General features: G+C 37.2%; 22 protein-coding genes and 1 other RNA gene. 7 read left to right on the forward strand and 16 right to left on the reverse strand.

Annotated features, from left to right (window positions below; translation table 11 throughout):
- Positions 1–10 precede the first annotated feature (10 nt).
- Entirely contained in the window at positions 11–637 is a 627-nt protein-coding gene (locus tag K5Q13_RS07965) for an NAD(P)H-binding protein (protein ID WP_220741164.1), read from the forward strand.
- Between the two features lie 123 nt (positions 638–760).
- Here K5Q13_RS07965 and K5Q13_RS07970 read toward each other — a convergent pair whose 3' ends face one another.
- The gene (locus K5Q13_RS07970) at positions 761–1,174 is read right to left on the reverse strand and encodes an iron chaperone (RefSeq protein WP_220741165.1); all 414 of its coding nucleotides are present in this window, start codon (positions 1,172–1,174) and stop codon (positions 761–763) included.
- A 361-nt stretch (positions 1,175–1,535) separates the two neighbouring features.
- On the opposite strand from K5Q13_RS07970, the gene K5Q13_RS07975 reads away from it, so the two are divergent.
- From K5Q13_RS07975 to K5Q13_RS08000, 6 genes are all read left to right on the forward strand, one after another.
- The gene (locus K5Q13_RS07975) at positions 1,536–1,787 is read left to right on the forward strand and encodes a hypothetical protein (RefSeq protein ID WP_220741166.1); all 252 of its coding nucleotides are present in this window, start codon (positions 1,536–1,538) and stop codon (positions 1,785–1,787) included.
- An 82-nt stretch (positions 1,788–1,869) separates the two neighbouring features.
- Positions 1,870–2,142, forward strand: a complete 273-nt coding sequence (locus K5Q13_RS07980) for a hypothetical protein (protein ID WP_220741167.1) — start codon at positions 1,870–1,872, stop codon at positions 2,140–2,142.
- Positions 2,143–2,280: 138 nt separating this feature from the next.
- Entirely contained in the window at positions 2,281–2,895 is a 615-nt protein-coding gene (locus K5Q13_RS07985) for a Type 1 glutamine amidotransferase-like domain-containing protein (protein ID WP_220741168.1), read from the forward strand.
- 400 nt (positions 2,896–3,295) lie between these two features.
- Positions 3,296–3,805, forward strand: a complete 510-nt coding sequence (locus tag K5Q13_RS07990) for a ClbS/DfsB family four-helix bundle protein (protein ID WP_220741169.1) — start codon at positions 3,296–3,298, stop codon at positions 3,803–3,805.
- A gap of 208 nt (positions 3,806–4,013) precedes the next feature.
- Complete coding sequence (locus K5Q13_RS07995; RefSeq protein WP_220741170.1) at positions 4,014–4,229, forward strand: hypothetical protein; 216 nt, start codon at positions 4,014–4,016, stop codon at positions 4,227–4,229.
- A gap of 319 nt (positions 4,230–4,548) precedes the next feature.
- Positions 4,549–4,827 (forward strand): hypothetical protein, encoded by a 279-nt coding sequence (locus tag K5Q13_RS08000; RefSeq protein WP_220741171.1) that lies wholly within the window; start codon positions 4,549–4,551, stop codon positions 4,825–4,827.
- 240 nt (positions 4,828–5,067) lie between these two features.
- Here K5Q13_RS08000 and K5Q13_RS08005 read toward each other — a convergent pair whose 3' ends face one another.
- The 15 genes from K5Q13_RS08005 to fabZ (K5Q13_RS08075) form a co-directional block, all read right to left on the reverse strand.
- Positions 5,068–5,832, reverse strand: coding sequence for a helix-turn-helix transcriptional regulator (locus K5Q13_RS08005; protein WP_220741172.1), 765 nt, complete (start codon positions 5,830–5,832; stop codon positions 5,068–5,070).
- Between the two features lie 448 nt (positions 5,833–6,280).
- Positions 6,281–6,639, reverse strand: a transfer-messenger RNA (tmRNA) gene (gene ssrA, locus K5Q13_RS08010).
- Between the two features lie 53 nt (positions 6,640–6,692).
- Positions 6,693–7,493 carry a carboxyltransferase subunit alpha gene (gene accA, locus K5Q13_RS08015; protein WP_220741173.1) on the reverse strand — a complete coding sequence of 267 codons (801 nt, stop codon included), beginning with the start codon at positions 7,491–7,493 and terminating at the stop codon, positions 6,693–6,695.
- A 1-nt stretch (position 7,494) separates the two neighbouring features.
- Positions 7,495–8,334 carry an acetyl-CoA carboxylase carboxyltransferase subunit beta gene (locus tag K5Q13_RS08020; RefSeq protein WP_220741174.1) on the reverse strand — a complete coding sequence of 280 codons (840 nt, stop codon included), beginning with the start codon at positions 8,332–8,334 and terminating at the stop codon, positions 7,495–7,497.
- Between the two features lie 167 nt (positions 8,335–8,501).
- Entirely contained in the window at positions 8,502–9,878 is a 1,377-nt protein-coding gene (locus K5Q13_RS08025) for an acetyl-CoA carboxylase biotin carboxylase subunit (protein WP_220741175.1), read from the reverse strand.
- Positions 9,879–9,880: 2 nt separating this feature from the next.
- Complete coding sequence (gene fabZ, locus K5Q13_RS08030; RefSeq protein WP_220741176.1) at positions 9,881–10,312, reverse strand: 3-hydroxyacyl-ACP dehydratase FabZ; 432 nt, start codon at positions 10,310–10,312, stop codon at positions 9,881–9,883.
- 77 nt (positions 10,313–10,389) lie between these two features.
- Positions 10,390–10,860 (reverse strand): acetyl-CoA carboxylase biotin carboxyl carrier protein, encoded by a 471-nt coding sequence (gene accB / locus K5Q13_RS08035; protein ID WP_220741177.1) that lies wholly within the window; start codon positions 10,858–10,860, stop codon positions 10,390–10,392.
- 3 nt (positions 10,861–10,863) lie between these two features.
- Positions 10,864–12,126, reverse strand: coding sequence for a beta-ketoacyl-ACP synthase II (fabF, locus tag K5Q13_RS08040; RefSeq protein WP_220741178.1), 1,263 nt, complete (start codon positions 12,124–12,126; stop codon positions 10,864–10,866).
- A 15-nt stretch (positions 12,127–12,141) separates the two neighbouring features.
- Positions 12,142–12,873, reverse strand: coding sequence for a beta-ketoacyl-ACP reductase (locus tag K5Q13_RS08045; protein WP_220741258.1), 732 nt, complete (start codon positions 12,871–12,873; stop codon positions 12,142–12,144).
- The gene (locus K5Q13_RS08050) at positions 12,874–13,818 is read right to left on the reverse strand and encodes an ACP S-malonyltransferase (protein ID WP_220741179.1); all 945 of its coding nucleotides are present in this window, start codon (positions 13,816–13,818) and stop codon (positions 12,874–12,876) included. It lies immediately after the preceding gene.
- 54 nt (positions 13,819–13,872) lie between these two features.
- Positions 13,873–14,838, reverse strand: coding sequence for a nitronate monooxygenase (locus K5Q13_RS08055; RefSeq protein WP_220741180.1), 966 nt, complete (start codon positions 14,836–14,838; stop codon positions 13,873–13,875).
- A 62-nt stretch (positions 14,839–14,900) separates the two neighbouring features.
- Entirely contained in the window at positions 14,901–15,140 is a 240-nt protein-coding gene (locus tag K5Q13_RS08060; RefSeq protein ID WP_220741181.1) for an acyl carrier protein, read from the reverse strand.
- A 74-nt stretch (positions 15,141–15,214) separates the two neighbouring features.
- Complete coding sequence (locus K5Q13_RS08065; protein WP_220741182.1) at positions 15,215–16,186, reverse strand: beta-ketoacyl-ACP synthase III; 972 nt, start codon at positions 16,184–16,186, stop codon at positions 15,215–15,217.
- An 11-nt stretch (positions 16,187–16,197) separates the two neighbouring features.
- Positions 16,198–16,656, reverse strand: coding sequence for a MarR family winged helix-turn-helix transcriptional regulator (locus tag K5Q13_RS08070; RefSeq protein ID WP_220741183.1), 459 nt, complete (start codon positions 16,654–16,656; stop codon positions 16,198–16,200).
- Complete coding sequence (gene fabZ / locus K5Q13_RS08075; RefSeq protein WP_220741184.1) at positions 16,649–17,095, reverse strand: 3-hydroxyacyl-ACP dehydratase FabZ; 447 nt, start codon at positions 17,093–17,095, stop codon at positions 16,649–16,651. The genes K5Q13_RS08070 and fabZ (K5Q13_RS08075) overlap by 8 nt, the downstream gene beginning before the upstream one ends.
- Positions 17,096–17,150: the final 55 nt, after the last annotated feature.

Raw genomic sequence — 17,150 nt, forward strand, 5'->3', positions numbered from 1 at the left:
GAGAATACAATTGAATCATACTAGCAAACAAAAAATAGTTATTGTCGGTGGCACTGGATTTGTTGGGCAGGGCATAATTAATCATCTTGCACCTGAGTTATTTGACATTCACTGTTTAGCTCGCCATGAGTTTTCATCAACAGTCAATACTCATGTGACATATCATGTTGTTGATCTCAATAAACCTGAACAGTGGCAAACTATTGTCACTGATGCTGATTGGGTTATAGATGCCGTAGGAATCTTATTTCCTAATCCTTTTAAGAACAAAACATACCAAAATAGCAGCATTACACCTGCAAAACAACTCATAGACGTACTAAAAAATGAAAGTAAACCAAATTTTTTGTTTGTTTCAGCAAATTCCGGTCCATTTTTCATGAAACCTTATTTAAACGCAAAACGTTTCGTTGAAAAAGAAGCCAACGTTGCCTTAGGTAAACGCGCATTTATGGTTTATCCTGGTATTATTTTTGATAAAGATCGACTGTCCTCTTATTTACCCGGGTTAATATCTTTTAAATTAAATAATATTCCATATTTCAAAAAATTACGTTCTATTTCAAGACAAGATTTTGCTAAGGAAATAGAACAAATATTATTGACAAAGGAAAGTTTTCTGCGTCAACGTGTATAAATCTTCTAGTATGCATTGTGCTAATTTTTGAATGAACCATTAATTTACGCTATTTAGAGCTTTTTCTCTATTAAATTAATATGACTAAAAAACGATTTCATTTTATGAAATCGTTTTTTAGTCTCAACTTTTGATACTCCGTTTAATCAGTTCACCAATTTCCGTAAGGGTCGCTGGTGTCATTTTTTTAATAGCAAACGACGTTGGCCAAAAGTCCCCTTCATCAAGATTTGCAGCATCGTTAAAGCCTATCGTTGAATAGCGTGCTTTAAACTTAGTTGCCGCTTGAAAAAATAAGACAACTTTACCACTCTCATTGGCATATGCTGGCATCGAATACCAGGTTTTTGGTTTTAATTCTGGTGCAACTTTTTTCACTAAATTATGAATATCATTTGCAAGTTGTGCTTCATCAGCAGGCATTTCTGCAATCTTTTCCAGTACATCTGCTTCCGTATTTTTTTGTTTTTTAAGTTCTTTTGCCCTTTCACTCATTGCTTTACGTTCGAAATCTGAAAAACTAGGTTTATCTGTCATAATGTGATCTCCTTGATTACAATTTTATTTTTTAATCTACTCTCGTTACTCTTCAGTTATTTTAACTCGTTTTTTGTTTAGTTCATTTTATCATGGTACCAATCATTATTCTAATTTTAGATTGTTATACATTTCAGCTGTGCATACATTACCACTCTCATCTTTAAATGTATTCGTTTGTCTGGTATGATTATAGTTATCTATAGATTTTATTACTTTTCTGTTATTTTCCATTAAACTCTGAGTATAGTCCAACAAGTAGCACGGTCTCTGTAACTGACTCAGCACAAAATAATACTATGATAAACAACCACATTCAAAACAATACTTGTGACATAAAAAATGAAAGGTGATTTAAATTATGAAACAAAAACCATTTAATATACTACTACTCGCCATCGGATTATCCTCAATTGTTGGTTTAGTGGTTGCCTACTTTCTGACCAACAATATAATATTTAATCATTTAGCAGGAACAGTATTTGGGTTAGTCATAATTATGTCTAATTTTCCAAATATTAAAAAAGACCATAAAATTAGTTGGTCTAGTGCTCTTTACATAGGGATTGGTATTTGGTTTATCTTAAAATCATGGTTTCCTATTTTTGAATAAGAAATTAATTGATGTTAAATGTTATTAGCTATGTAAATAAGCTGATTAATCAAAAATAAAAAATTTTAGAAGGTAGCATACTATGAACAAGATAGATACAAAAAGTAAAATTTTCCAACTCAGGTTAACGATAGCAATCATTGCTATTATTCTCCTGATTGTTAGCTTTATATATCCAGATAATATCTATTTCAGACTGACCATGAATGTACTACTAATTATTTCTCTAAGTTCATCTGCATTTGAGAGCTTTCAAAACAAAAAATGGTTCTCTTTTTCAGCGTTCCTACTAGTTATCTTGCTTACTATTTTAACGATTGCTCAATCGCTATACTTCCAGTTATATATTTATTGATATTAAAACTACAAATAATTGGTCAGCGGTAGTGAAATAAAATATTGTCAATAAATGGTCTTCTATTAATGTGTATACCTGCGCCGCTTGAATGTGCTGGTTTTAAGAATATATAGAAGATAAACAAGAGGAAAAATTATGAAAAATATTTTATTAACATCCTATTTTGCCGGTACAACTGAGTACTTTAAAAAATTTATATCTAATTTTGATTTAAAAAATAAAGATATTCTATTTATTGATACTGCAAGCAACGTAGAAGAGTATACAAGATACGTTAGTGAAGCACATGAAGCGTTATCCAATTTAAACTACATTGTTAGCAGATTGGATGTTGCTCATTCAAATATACTAGAGTCACGCACTAAGATAGAGAATGCTAACATTATTTATATTGCAGGTGGTAACACATTCTATTTGTTAGAAAAGCTTAAAGAACTCAAATTAGATAGAGTCCTAATCAATAAAATAAATTCTGGTACCCCTTACGTTGGTGAGTCTGCTGGAGCTATTATTCTAGCACCAAATATTACATATATACAGAAGCTGGATGATCCTAGCTTTGCACCCAATTTGAAAGATTATTCAGGTCTTGGTGTGTTTGATTTTAGCGTGTTACCACATTATCTTGATATACCATTTCAAGAGGAAACCAAATATATTTTTGACAACTTCCATGATCAATTAAAGTTAGTACCAATAAATAATCATGAAACGTTATCAATTTTAAACGATAAACTAATAAACAATTAAGACCCAAACAGTAGCTTATAACTGGCAACTCGTCTCACCTAGAAACACAATCGTTATGGATAATGAGCAAGGAATATCAGTTACATTAGATAAAAAAATCATTATTAAACGACGCCCTACCTTTGAAGATAATTAATTGACCATAAATAAAAAGTATCGTGTGGCAGGAATATTGATGTTATTGGCAAGTTTCATTAGCGTTATGACTTATTTTTTCTATAAATAAAATCCACCTACTACCAGTAAGTGACTTAATCATATTGTATGGGGATGACATCCCCGCTGACTATTCAATTAAAAAGCGGTACAAGACACTGCTTGCTGAAAAGTAAGCTAACATGACAGCCAGTCGATTAATGAACGAGTTGTTTTCAAATAACTAAAACAGGAGACTTAACACATGCAAGCTTACGCCAACAAAGATGACTTAATAATTGCTATTAAGACTAACTATGAAAAATACATCAATGAGTTTACAGAAATACCGAACGATTTGAAAAATAAACGTATTGAGGCAGTCGATCGTACTCCCTCTGAAAATCTCTCATATCAACTTGGCTGGCTTACTGCACTGTTATGCTGGGAAAAAGATGAAAAAGCAGGCAAAAATGTTGATGTACCAGCCAAAGGTTACAAATGGAATAATTTAGGTGGGCTGTATACCTCTTTTTATGAAACCTACAGTAGTTACTCTCTACCAGAATTGATTGAATCATTAAACTCACGTGTAGCAGAACTCTGTAACTTAATTGAATCGCTGCCGGATGATGTCCTATTTAAGCCTAACAAACGTCAGTGGGCAGCGACAAGCGCACAATGGCCAGTATGGAAATGGGTTCACATCAATTCTGTTGCACCTTTTAAAACATTTCGAACTAAAATTCGCAAATGGAAAAAGATTGCTCTTTAATTACTTTAATTTCCTAATTACAAAGTAACTTAGAACGAAAATAACTACTTATTTTAACAAGGGATCCTGGTTTTTGTGTGTTTTCCCTAGTCAAACTACAGGCGAGGTTTCATTATTAGACCACAGACACAAAAAACTATATGACTTCATGGCGTTTCTTAGCATAGCCATATACAATTAATTTTATAAAGACAAGGTGTATTAATATATGACTAACATTGAAAAAGAAGAGATATTATTTTTCCCAGACCTAATGAACGCCAAGCAACTTCAAAAGATGACCGGATACACCAAGGACAACTATGGAGATCTAACCAACATGAGAGGTTTTCCAAAGTTTGAAGACGGCAATGGACGTACCAGATATCCACGTGACGGTGTTCGGCAGTTCATCAAGGCACATACACAATACAACTTTGACTAACAAAAAAGCACTCATAGAGTGCATACATACGTGTTGAACCACGTTAAAAGCATACTTGGGGATGAAACATGAAAAGAACTACACTCTGGTTAATTATTACAATACTACTTGCTTTACTAACAATGTACACAGTCTACCATAATGGGTTTGACTTTAGTTTTTCTCTAACTATATCTAAAAATGAGACTTCAGCAAACGGTTCAATGGCGTTTCTGTTTACTTTATTGACTATTTTTAGTGGCATTAAATATTTGACATGCAGATTTACTAAATAAGCACTCTATGAGTGCTTATTTACACATTTATGGAGATGTTCAACATGAAAACGGAATTGAAAAAATATGTTAAAAACGCTGGTTTGATGTTAAGCCACATGAAATTTAGCGATTCGGATTTTGCTACCGTTATTGAAATCAATACTATCAAGTACAATGATGAGGCTTGGCAACTTGCCATGCTGATAAATGTTTCTCTGTACACATACTCATTTAATCTTGAAGTCATGGACAACGGTACTACCAAATCTGCTCAATTTGTTTTTGAACATGAAGCAAATAAAAAAATACTAGCACTAATCCGTGAGTCAGAAAATCTATAAATACTTGTTGAATACGTGCCAAGTGTTCATGTTAAAAAGCCTATAGACTTATAGGTAATGATTATTTCACAGAACGAAGCTAAATTTGAAACAATTCACAACTTGTTTGGAAAATAAAATATTGATAATTATCCCCTCAATAAAATAAAAGCCATGCTCTATATTTAACTTAGGGCATGGCTTTTATTATGTCTATTTTCAAGCTAAATAAGCTATTTTAAATTTAATTACAAAATGATACTATTTAACAACTATTTCTTGTATAGCTTTATTAAAATGTATTTTATTTTTTAAAGTTTCATTTGGTGACATATTCAAACTTAGGTTATCGATATTTTTAGAATTAACCAACTTATTAATTGCTGAAACATTACTCTTCATTACTGTGCTAACTGAATTTCCTGGAACTATTCTAGCGACTTTAACATAACTTCCCTTATGGTAAGCCATCACATACGGGTCGTTAACTCCTGGATTAAGTCCCGTTGACAAGTTTAACTTCGTCCACTCCGTACCCATTTCGTTATCAGAGAACCATTTTGTCCATCGCCCATCTGTCTTAGAATTCCTAGGATCAACAGTCTTATTACTAGGCATTTTTGTATAGCCTACCTTATACTGTAAAAAAGGATTGAATCTATCTATGCCATCAATGCCTTTATAGTACCCCACAGTTAACGTAACAAGCCACAATATTAAGATAATAAATATTGATCCCAAAGCTATAGTGATTTTTTTATACTTGATCTTCATCGATAAATCTTTATCGATTGTCTTTGCAATACTCTGTTGCTGTGTTGTCATGGTTTCTTCTCCAAAAATAATTTTTTCGAAAGATACATCAAATAAATTGCTTAGTTCTCGCAAAACATCTAAACTAGGATAATTTTTTCCGTTTTCCCAAGCGGAAATGGTTTGGCGACTAACATGAATCATATCAGCCAATTCATGTTGGGTTAACTTTTTGTTTAATCTTAAATTTTTAATGTCTTGTTCAAAGCTCATATCTTTCACCTCTAAATTTAACTTGTATCATGTTGTAATGCTAGCAACTAATGCTGTCATATGTAAAGCAAGAATAACTGTCATGTTGATATCAACCTTTTAGATGCATGGCTGGTGCTCATGCGATCAATTCACTCTCTATTTTTCTGTCATCCTCAAAAAACAACGTTTGATCATCTCTCTATTAGTCCATGTGTTTGTCATAGTTATCTCTCGTGCTTAATCAATATGCTATAACTAGTTTAATACCGTATATATGTTATTTTGTACCATTTAGACAAATAAAAAACGGCTTAGATGCCGTTACACTGCCTACTTGCTTATTTAAAATGTTTCCCAAAAAGTTTCCCATTTTGTGTGAAATGCTATGAAATACAGTGCAACGTTTTTCATAAGAAAAGGCGCTACATCAAGGTTTTTGCAACCTTATGCAACGCCATGAAATGCTTAGTGGAGCCGAGGGGAGTCGAACCCCTGTCCAAACCGCACGGTACATAAACCTCTACGTTTATAGTGTTATCATTTAAATTTCATGATTTGTTCCGCCATAACACAAGGCTAACACATATCACTAATCTGATTATTTTAACGTACATGTTCCAGATGTAAGCACATACACGATCTGACCTTTTATGACCTAATCTCAGATGTCAGCGACCAAGACTAAGTTACGCTTCACTGTGTTTTAGGCAGCGATTGCGAAAGAGTTTTCGTTTTTTGCAGTTAAAATGTCTGCCCGTTTTAACGCCCGGATGGCGAAACGCAGCCTATGTCCTAAACGACCTGTCGAATTCCAAAAACGGCCCCAAACTATTAATTAAAAAAGTTACTGACTTTTGTCAATAACTTATTATATCATATTAAAACGATCTAAATCGCGCACGACGTTGATTAACTAATTCTTCTGGCGTTAATTCACTGAGTTGCTTAAACTCATCCTGCAATCGTTTACGTATTAAATTAAATACACGTGGATGGCTACGAGATTCTGGAATAATATATTCAATCACGTTTTTTGCTAACAAATCTTTTGGTGTCAATCCCATAACTGCCGCTGCCTCATCGGAACGTTTGCTATCTTTCCATAGAATTGAAGCAAAACCTTCGGGTGACAAAATTGAATATGTCGCATTTTGAAACATCCAAACTTGATCACTCGTTGCTAAAGCCAACGCCCCACCGGATCCACCCTCACCATAAATAATGGCAATCATTGGCACTGTTAGTTTCATCGATTCCAGAATAGATTTTGCAATTGCTTCTCCCTGGCCTTGGGCTTCAGCCGTTTTTCCTGGAAAAGCACCCGGTGTGTTAATAAACGTTACAATTGGACGATGGAACTTATTTGCTTGTTGCATTAATCGCTGAGCTTTTCGATAGCCCCATGGTTCTGGTGAACCATTACGTTTACTCAACTTGTCTTGAATATCAACACCCTTATCAATGGCAATTACCGTGACTGGCGTTCCGTTTAAAGCAGCAATGCCACCAATAACAGACATATCATCACCACTCAAGCGGTCGCCATGCAACTCCACAAAATCTGTAAAAACGCCGTCAATAATTTCACGTGCTAAAAAACGATCTTCTCGAGATTTTTTAACAACTTCTGCAGGCGATAATTCATGCTTAAATAATTTCAATCCGATATTTACTGCCATGTTATACCTCCGTTTTGTGATGCAACCTAACCACTTTTGCGATCATCTTATTCATATCTGATCGTGGCACAATTTGGTCAACAAAACCATTTGCCATCAATGTTTCTACACGTTGGAAATCTTTTGGCAATTTTTCATGAATCGTCGACTCAATAACACGTGCACCAGCAAAACCAACTAATGCATGTGGCTCTGCGAGCGTAATATCACCCTGCATTGCAAAACTTGCTGTGACACCACCAGTTGTTGGATCTGTTAATACCACGAGGTATAGGAGACCCGCTTCTTGATGTGAGGCAACAGCTGCAGAAATTTTCGCCATTTGCATCAGAGAATTAATACCCTCTTGCATTCGTGCGCCTCCTGATGCAGTAAACAAAACAACAGGTAATCCATTCTCAGTTGCATATTCAAATAACCGCGTGATTTTTTCACCGGTCATTGATCCAAGTGATCCCATCATGAAATATGAATCCATAATGCCTAGTGCTACTTTTTCATTTTCAAACGTCGCCACACCAGTTAAAACAGATTCACCTAATTCGGTTTGTGATTTAGCACGTGCCAATTTATCTGCATAGCCAGGGAAGTCTGGATTTGTCATTTCAATTTCTGAATCAATTTCTTCAAAAGAATCCGTCATTAAATCCACACGCTCGCGTGCCTGCAAACGAAAGCCATAGCCACAATGAGCACAAACACGATAATGACCAAGTTGTTTATTATACATTTGCACACCACAATATGGGCAAGCAAGAAACAAACCGTCTGGAATACGGTCATTTACAGACGCATCACGTTTAATTTTTGAAGTTGATTTTTGATGATTGTATAAGTCCATATTATAAATATACAGTGCAAACTACTATAAAAATTAACTAATAATCAGATAGCAGCACACATGCCTCCTCTTCATTCTAATAAATTGTCTCAAAATCAGCATTCGTCATAATAATTTTGATCCGTTATACAAACAATACCGCATATGTCATCCATACGCGGTATTGTTTACTTGTTATCCGGCAAACTTTCTACCCAACGGGGTAAAAATTCATTTTCTAGATAACGCGTATCAAACTCACCACGATCTACTTGTGGATCATTTAATAATGCTTTTTGGAAACTACGACTTGTCTCAACACCACGTATGACTGTTTCATCCACAATACGACGTATTTTTGCCATTGCTTGTGCACGATCTTTACCATGTACAATTAATTTACCAATCATTGAATCATAAAAGGGTTGTATCTTGTCCCCAGCAAACAATGCTGAATCAATTCTAATACCTGGGCCCCCAGTTGGTAAAAATGCAAACTCTACTGTCCCTGCACTAGGTGCAAAGTGATTTTCAGGTTTTTCTGCAGTTAAACGGACTTCTATAGAATGACCATTTACCGTGACATCTTCTTGTGAGACAGGAAGATCTTCACCAGCAGCAACTGAAACTTGTAACTGAATTAAATCTAATCCTGTCACCATTTCAGATACTGGATGTTCAACCTGAATACGTGTATTCATTTCCATAAAGTAGAAATGACCATCTCGATCTTGCAAAAACTCAATCGTACCCGTATTAACATATTGCAATGCATGCGCAGCACGTGTAACGATGTCACCCAAATGTGCACGCATTTCAGGTGTCACACCAGTTGCAGGTGATTCTTCGAGCACTTTTTGGTTATTACGTTGCAACGAACAATTACGTTCCGGTAAGTAAATAACATGACCATTTTCATCACGAAATACCTGCATTTCAATATGACGAACACGTGACATAACTTTTTCAATATACATATGATCGTCGCCAAAAGAAGCACGAGCTTCATTTTGAGCATCGTCAAATTTGTCAGATAACTCATCCTCACCATAGACAAATCGCATACCTTTACCACCACCACCTGCTGCTGCTTTTAACAGTAGTGGGTAGCCGATGCGCTCTGCAACTTCTTTGGCTTCATCAAAATTTCGAATAAAGCCATCAGAACCTGGTATCACAGGCACATTAGCACGACGCATTTCTTCACGTGCATTGGCTTTGTTTCCCATCAATTCAATTGTTTCTGGGCGCGGACCAATCCATTTGATCCCCACTTCGCCAACCATTTCAGCAAATAATGCATTTTCAGCTAGAAAGCCATATCCAGGATGAATAGCCTCAGCACCAGAAAGCAAGGCAGCACTGAGTATATTTTTCATATTTAAATATGAATCTTTTGGTTTTGGGCCACCAACTGAAATTGATTCATCAGCTATCTGAACATGCAAGCTATCTTTATCAGCTGTTGAATATATAGCAACTGACGCAATACCCATTTCTTTTAGCGTTCGAATAATACGAACCGCTATTTCGCCACGATTAGCGACTAGTACTTTTTTAAACACAATTAATCTCCAATGATGAATGTTAGCTCGGCTGTTGTTGCCTTTTTATCACCAATCCATACAATACCCTTACCAGTACCAATTGGTCCACGTAAACGTTCAATGGTAACCTCTAAGCGCAAACGATCACCTGGACGTACCATTTGACGATAACGTGCCTTCTTAATGCCACCAAAGTAAGCTGTCTTACCTTTGTATTCAGGAAGTGACAATAATGCGACCGCACCAGTCTGAGCCAATGCTTCAACAGTTAAAGCACCGGGAAATGTAGGGTTTCCAGGAAAATGACCTTGGAAAATCTCTTCATTGATTGAAATATTTTTGTAAGCCACAGCTTTTTCGCCGGGTACTAATTCTTCAACCGTATCCAACATCAACATTGGATAACGATGAGGGATAATTTCCATAATTTGTTGGGTTGTTAATACACTCATTTTTTTACTATATATAACTCAATCACGTAGCTATATATTTCCTCCTATTCAGATATGTACGCGGAAAACCGCATAAATTAATTTGGTGTGACAATGTATAATGGCTTATTGTAATCAACTACTTCTTCATTTTCAACTAAAATTTCAGAAATAGTTCCAACAACGTCACTATGAATTTCTGTCATTAACTTCATCGCTTCAATAACAGCTACTGTCTCGCCTACAGAAACTTTATCGCCTACTTTTTTGAACATAGGTGCATCAGGTTTTGGTTGTAAATAAACTGTACCAACCATAGGAGCCACAATTTCTATGCCAGATTGAGCTGGTTTAGCCAATGGATGTTCTGACTTCTCCGAACCATTCTCACCCGCTGTCTCTTGCACTGCTTGAGACTGTACCGGTGCTACCGCAGTATTTGTAACTGTTGTATTTTTATTTTTTGATAAATACAAACTAAAGTCGCCATCGGAAACTTTAAATTCGCGTAGTGAACTATTTTCTAAATCCGTCATTAAACTGCGGATTTCATCGATATTTAAACTCATAAATTACGCCTCTTCGTGCCAGTTTTTAAAGATAACTGCAGCATTGTGACCACCAAAGCCATAGTTCGCACTCAAAACATACTCTGGTGCTTGATGCCTTGTTTCCTCTGATACCAAGTTAAGAACCTTTGTATCCTCATCTTGTTCATCAACACCAACGTTCACTGGCAATTCACCACGCACAATGGCACCAACTGATACCAAAGCTTCAATAGCACCCGCTGCACCAAGTAAGTGTCCTGTCATGCCTTTTGTTGAAGAAACAGGTAGTGTATTTTCACCAAAGATTGTTGCAATCGCGTGCGCTTCACCAGAATCATTGGCACCTGTAGCTGTTCCATGTGCATTAATATATGAAATCTTGTCTGCATCCAAAGATGCATCATTCAAAGCATCACGCATTGCACGTGCAGCGCCTTCGCCGTCAGGTGAAGGTGAAGTCATATGATAAGCATCAGAAGATGAACCATATCCAACTAATTCAGCTAGGATATTGGCTCCACGTGCTTGTGCATGCTCCAAGCTTTCGATAACCAAAATACCTGATCCTTCGCCAAGAACAAAACCATGACGATTCTTATCAAATGGCTTAGAGGCTTCGGCTGGATCTGCTTCTGTTGACAATGCTGTCAACGCTGCGAAACCAGCAATACCAATTTCATTGACTGTTGCTTCAGAACCACCTGTCAACATAACATCAGCTTTGCCTGATTGCACACGCCAGAAAGCTTCACCAATAGCATTTGTCGCTGAGGCACAAGCTGTAACGATTGTATAATTCACACCTTTTGCGCCAAAACGCAATGATACGTTACCAGAAACCATGTTCGGAATTGATTCAGGAACAAACAATGGACTCACACGTTGTGGTCCTTTATCATGCATCTTGATTACTTGTTCTTGAATCGTTGTCAAACCACCAATACCGTTTCCCAAAATTACGCCAAAGCGGTTAGGATCTTGAACAGTTGTTGGATTTTCTGAGCCTTCAGGTGACTTCAAGCCGGCATTTTCCAAAGCTTGATCAGCAGCATCGATGGCATATTGTGAAAACAAATCTAACTTACGTGCGTTACGCTTACCAACACGTTTAGCAGCATCAAAGCCATCAACTTGACCGGCTACTGTAATACCTGTTTCTGATGCATCGAATTTTGTGATAGGTTTGATACCAATCTCTTCATTGAAGATACCATTCAAAAATGTTTCTGTATCATTTCCAAGTGGTGTGACTGCACCAAGACCAGTGATTACTACTCGTGACATATGATTCTCCTTTAATTAAATATATAGACCGCCATCAACAGTTAGTGTTTGTCCCGTGATATAGGCACTATTAGCTAAGAATAGCGCCGCATCCGCGACTTCACTTGCTTCACCAAAACGTGATAATGGGATATTTTTCAAAATTTCAGTTTGTGTTTCTTCTGGCAAGACTGCTGTCATGTCAGACACAATCATTCCTGGCGCAATGGCATTCACACGAATACCACGTCGGGCACCTTCTTTGGCCAAGGACTTTGTAAAGCCAATAATACCTGCTTTTGAGGCAGCATAGTTAACTTGTCCCATATTACCCATCAAACCAACAACAGAACTTAAATTAATAATTGCACCATGCTTTTGACGAATCATCTTTTTAAAGATGGGTTGCGTTACGTTGAAAGTACCGTTCAAATTCACATTCACAACACTTGCAAAATCTGCTGGTGCCATTGCCATTGCGAGTTGGTCTTTTGTGATACCAGCATTATTGATTAAGACATCAATCCCTTTAAATCCTTCTTGTTTATATAATGCTTTAATACTTGCTTCTGCAGCCTCTGCATCAGAAATATCAAATTGTAATGTTTGTGGTGTTTGTTGGAATTCAGCCAATACTTCCGGCTTGATTTCTGATCGTGCGTGCAAAATCAAATTGGCGCCAGCTGCGTCAAAAGCTTTTGCAATGGCTAATCCGATACCACGAGATGAGCCAGTCACTAAAACTGTTTGGTTTGTAAAATCCATTATTTAAGCTTCCTTTCTTTCAGATAATAACAACTCACGTACAGCATTAAAGCTGTCTAAATCTGTGATTGCATATCGCTTAACGTCTTTTGGCGCAATTTTCTTAGCAAACTTAATGAGTGTATCTGATGGGCCAACTTCCAAGAAAGTATCCACACCAGCATCCAGCATTTTTTGCATCGCTTGCGCAAAGTAAGTTGGTGCAATAATTTGCTTTGTTAATGTATCAAATAAAGTATCTGTCATAAACAAGTCACCTGTGGTATTTGAATATACCGGATATGACATTTCGTTAAATGTTTCGTTAGATAGGCGTGTTGTTAGTTGCAACGCTGCATCTTTTAATAATGGTGTGTGAAATGCGCCCGAAACTGGTAATTCAACAATGCGTTGAATACCCGCTTCTGTTAACGCTGCTACTGCAACATCAACATCCTCTGCTATACCGCCAATAACTAATTGTGCAAAAGTATTGTAATTTGCTGGATAAACTTGCTTACCTTGTGCTTGCAAATCTGCCAACACTTCTTCAACAAGCTGTTGATTAGTCCCCATCACAGCAACCATTTTGCCGGGATTAGCATCTCCAACTGCCTGCATGTAACTGCCGCGATCTTTAATTATTGCCACTGCTTGTTCAAATGATAAGGCGCCACTGGCAGATAACGCAGAGTACTCACCTAAACTCAAGCCAATCCCTGCTGTTGGCGTTGGTAATGCATCGCCCAAAGCGTTAATAATAGCATTACTCATTGTCAAAATAGCCGGTTGTGCGTAAGCAGTTTGAGAAATTTTAGTCTCATCGTTAGCTACTGATTGTAAATCATATCCTAGAATACTGGATGCTTGATCAACTGTCTCACGATAGGCTGGTAACGCGTCATAAAGATCTGACCCCATTCCAGCTTTTTGTGCACCTTGTCCACTAAATAAGATACCTAATTTCATTGTTAAACCCCATATACTATGTATTTATAAACAAACGACATGTGTCGTATTTATTCACAATGTTGTATTTTCAATTCCCATCAAATCAGTGGCTTGCGCCCAAATTTCTGACAGAATTTCTGCAGCTGGCTTTTCATCTTTAATCAAACCAGAGATTTGACCAGCCATGAAGGCACCGCCATCTTTATTACCTTCTTGAACCGCACTACGTAACGTACCAGATTCAAGTTTTTCAATGGCTGCTGCGTCTGGCTTTTCTTTTTGAATTTCAAATACTTCATTTTTAACAAAGTTTTTAGCCATTTTGTTCTTCAAAACACGTGCGCGATTACCCATCAATTGACCAGTTACAATCGTATCAATGTCTTTTGCTTTAATAATTTTATCTTTAAAGTTTTGGTGAATCTCAGATTCGGCCGCAGTCAAGAAACGTGTTCCCATTTGTGCACCAGCTGCACCTAACATAAACGCAGCAGCCACACCGCGGCCATCACCAATACCACCGGCCGCAATAACTGGAATATTAACTGCATCAACAACTTGCGGTACTAACGCCATTGTTGTCAACATACCAATGTGACCGCCTGATTCCATACCCTCGGCAACCACAGCATCGACACCCTTCTTTTCCATCATTCGTGCTAATGAAACAGAGGGCACAACTGGCATGACAATAACGCCGGCTGCATGTAATTCATCTAAGAATGGTGAGGGATCACCTGCACCAGTTGCCACAACTTTAACGCCCTCTTCCAAAATAACATCAAAAACTTCACGAATATGACGGCTCAGTAGCATCACGTTAACACCAAAAGGCTTATCAGTCAAAGCTTTAACACGCTTAATTTCTTTACGAACATCTTCACCATGCCAATAGCCTGTACCTATAAATCCTAATCCACCAGCTTCTGATACTGCTGCTGCTAACACACCAGTTCCTGCCCAAGTCATCCCCCCTTCAACGATTGGATATTTCATGCCTAATTTTTTAAAAATTGGGTTTTCTACATTTACTGCCATCTTATTTTCCTTTAAATAAATCTATTATGTACGTGACCATCTATTGACGATCACCTGTAACATTAAGCTGCCAATTGTTCCTTAACCTTGTCAACTAAATCTTGTGTTGTCTTGATGTCTTCAGCAACAGCCAACTTAATGTCAAAATCGTCTTCAATACGGTTCAAAACTTCAAACAAGTCTAATGAGTCAGCATCGATATCATTTGTCAAATCAGTTGTCAAAGACACTTCGTCTTCTTCCAAATCAAATTGATCAACCAAAACTGCCTTAACCTTGTCAAAAATTTCTGCATCTGTCATAATTACCGTCTCCTAATATCTGTTTTATGTATTTTCGTTAGATTTTTACGGTGCAGCCGTCTACACCGATGTCCTTAAATTTTCCAAATCTGAGCGCCAACAGTTAACCCACCACCAAATCCAACAAAGGCTACTGTTTGTCCAGAATGAACTTGTCCTGATTCAACAAGTTCATCCAATAAGATACCAATACTAGCAGCACTCGTATTGCCATTAGTGGCCATGTTAGTTGGAAATTTATCTGCTGGCTGTCCAAACCGCTTGGCAATGGATGATACAATACGTGCGTTCGCTTGATGTAGCAAATAATAATCCACATCATCGGCTGAAAGTTGTGCTTTTTCAAGTGCCACTTTCAATACTGCTGGTACCTCACGTGTTGCAAAATTATAAACTTCGCGACCATTTTGATGGAAGTATTGATCTGCGGGTTCAATCTCACCAGAGAAAGGATTTGTGTTTGCAAAGCGACCGGCAACCAAATTGTCACCTTTATCACCAAACGTACGTAATTCCTCACTCAACAAACCGATATTTTCTGATGTTGTATCAACAATCACACCAGCCGCCCCATCACCAAACAGCACAGCAGTTGTGCGATCTTGCCAATCAACTAATTTAGACAAGACTTCGGCACCAATAACCATCCCACGTTTGTACCGTGTTGCTAGTAAGCTTGAAGCTACACTTAATCCGTAAACTAGACCTGAACATGCGGCACTTAAGTCAAATGCAAAAGCATTACTTGCACCAATAGCGCCTTGTACAATTGCAGCAGTACTTGGTGATAATGTATCAGGTGACATCGTACTAACAATAATAAAATCTAAACTATCTGCTGTTATGTCAGCATTTTCTAACAATTTTTTGGCTACTTGTGTTGCCAAATCACTCGTATTTTCAGTCGTGACAACTTGACGTTGACGAATACCTGTACGACTATAAATCCATTCGTCATTGGTATCCATAATCGTGCTAAGTTCGTCGTTTGTTACTTGGCGTTCTGGAATTTGTCGCGCCGATGCCACGATTTTCAACTGTTCCATGGCTCTCCCTCTTAATGTTTAATAACGTTTGCAAGATAGCGTACAAGATTATGAATAGCCCTTTGGACGACTTCAATCTCTGTCGGTTGCATATCTCTCAATAAATTATGTGTTAAGTCACGATGAAATCCTTGATGCGCACGATACACCACACGTCCCTTATGCGTTAGCCCTAAACGTACAACACGACGATCAGTATTAGATCGCCGACGTTCAATGTAGCCTTTTTCGACCAACTTATCGATAGCAGTTGTCATGGCACTTGGTGTGAGATGAATTATCTTAGCAACTTGAGATGCGCTTTTTTCAGAATACATCGAGATTGCGTCAATAGTATGCATATCCTTTAATGTAATATCCGAAAAATAACTTTGTTTCAACGCAGCCTCTTCTATCCACATCACATTATTAAAAACATCAACCAAATCACTATTTAAAGTTTCAAAATCAATTGTTACTTTTTCATTCATCTGTTTTGTCTGGAGAGACAACGAACATTAATTCAGCAGACGTTGCCACTTTCCCATCAACTTTTGCTTCAACAACGACGCTCCCCATATTCGCACGTAATTTACCAAAAGTTGCATGTAACTTCAAAACATCACCAGGGACAACCATTTTTTTGAACTTAGCATCATCAATACCAGTCATATAAGCTGTTTTTCCTTTAAATTGTGGTGAAGACAAGATTAAAATTGAGGCAGCTTGTGCCAGAGACTCAATAATTAAAACACCTGGCATAACAGGATTTCCTGGAAAATGGCCTTGGAAAAACTGTTCATTAATTGTGACATTTTTAACCGCAATAATTGACTCATCTGGCACCATTTCTTCAACATAATCCATGTAAAGAATTGGGTAGCGGTTAGGGATGAGATTCATAATTTCTGTTGTTGTAAGAACTGGCATTTTTTATGAGCGTGTTCGTAAGAGCTATTTTCACCGTCAAACAGTGCAAATAGGA

It is taken from the genome of Leuconostoc miyukkimchii (genome assembly GCF_019656055.1).
GTDB classification, from domain to species: Bacteria; Bacillota; Bacilli; order Lactobacillales; family Lactobacillaceae; genus Leuconostoc; species Leuconostoc miyukkimchii.

Excerpts from the sequence above, each read along its gene's own strand:
- K5Q13_RS08055 (WP_220741180.1), bottom strand. The coding sequence starts at position 14,838 with ATGGCAGTAAATGTAGAAAACCCAATTTTTAAAAAATTAGGCATGAAA.
- K5Q13_RS08005 (WP_220741172.1), bottom strand. The coding sequence starts at position 5,832 with ATGAGCTTTGAACAAGACATTAAAAATTTAAGATTAAACAAAAAGTTA.
- fabF (WP_220741178.1), bottom strand. The coding sequence starts at position 12,126 with ATGTCACGAGTAGTAATCACTGGTCTTGGTGCAGTCACACCACTTGGA.
- K5Q13_RS08060 (WP_220741181.1), bottom strand. The coding sequence starts at position 15,140 with ATGACAGATGCAGAAATTTTTGACAAGGTTAAGGCAGTTTTGGTTGAT.
- K5Q13_RS08070 (WP_220741183.1), bottom strand. The coding sequence starts at position 16,656 with ATGAATGAAAAAGTAACAATTGATTTTGAAACTTTAAATAGTGATTTG.
- K5Q13_RS07995 (WP_220741170.1), top strand. The coding sequence starts at position 4,014 with ATGACTAACATTGAAAAAGAAGAGATATTATTTTTCCCAGACCTAATG.
- K5Q13_RS07990 (WP_220741169.1), top strand. The coding sequence starts at position 3,296 with ATGCAAGCTTACGCCAACAAAGATGACTTAATAATTGCTATTAAGACT.
- K5Q13_RS08065 (WP_220741182.1), bottom strand. The coding sequence starts at position 16,186 with ATGGAACAGTTGAAAATCGTGGCATCGGCGCGACAAATTCCAGAACGC.
- K5Q13_RS08050 (WP_220741179.1), bottom strand. The coding sequence starts at position 13,818 with ATGAAATTAGGTATCTTATTTAGTGGACAAGGTGCACAAAAAGCTGGA.
- K5Q13_RS07975 (WP_220741166.1), top strand. The coding sequence starts at position 1,536 with ATGAAACAAAAACCATTTAATATACTACTACTCGCCATCGGATTATCC.
- accB (WP_220741177.1), bottom strand. The coding sequence starts at position 10,860 with ATGAGTTTAAATATCGATGAAATCCGCAGTTTAATGACGGATTTAGAA.
- K5Q13_RS07985 (WP_220741168.1), top strand. The coding sequence starts at position 2,281 with ATGAAAAATATTTTATTAACATCCTATTTTGCCGGTACAACTGAGTAC.
- K5Q13_RS08000 (WP_220741171.1), top strand. The coding sequence starts at position 4,549 with ATGAAAACGGAATTGAAAAAATATGTTAAAAACGCTGGTTTGATGTTA.
- K5Q13_RS08020 (WP_220741174.1), bottom strand. The coding sequence starts at position 8,334 with ATGGACTTATACAATCATCAAAAATCAACTTCAAAAATTAAACGTGAT.
- accA (WP_220741173.1), bottom strand. The coding sequence starts at position 7,493 with ATGGCAGTAAATATCGGATTGAAATTATTTAAGCATGAATTATCGCCT.
- fabZ (WP_220741184.1), bottom strand. The coding sequence starts at position 17,095 with ATGCCAGTTCTTACAACAACAGAAATTATGAATCTCATCCCTAACCGC.
- K5Q13_RS07970 (WP_220741165.1), bottom strand. The coding sequence starts at position 1,174 with ATGACAGATAAACCTAGTTTTTCAGATTTCGAACGTAAAGCAATGAGT.
- fabZ (WP_220741176.1), bottom strand. The coding sequence starts at position 10,312 with ATGAGTGTATTAACAACCCAACAAATTATGGAAATTATCCCTCATCGT.
- K5Q13_RS07980 (WP_220741167.1), top strand. The coding sequence starts at position 1,870 with ATGAACAAGATAGATACAAAAAGTAAAATTTTCCAACTCAGGTTAACG.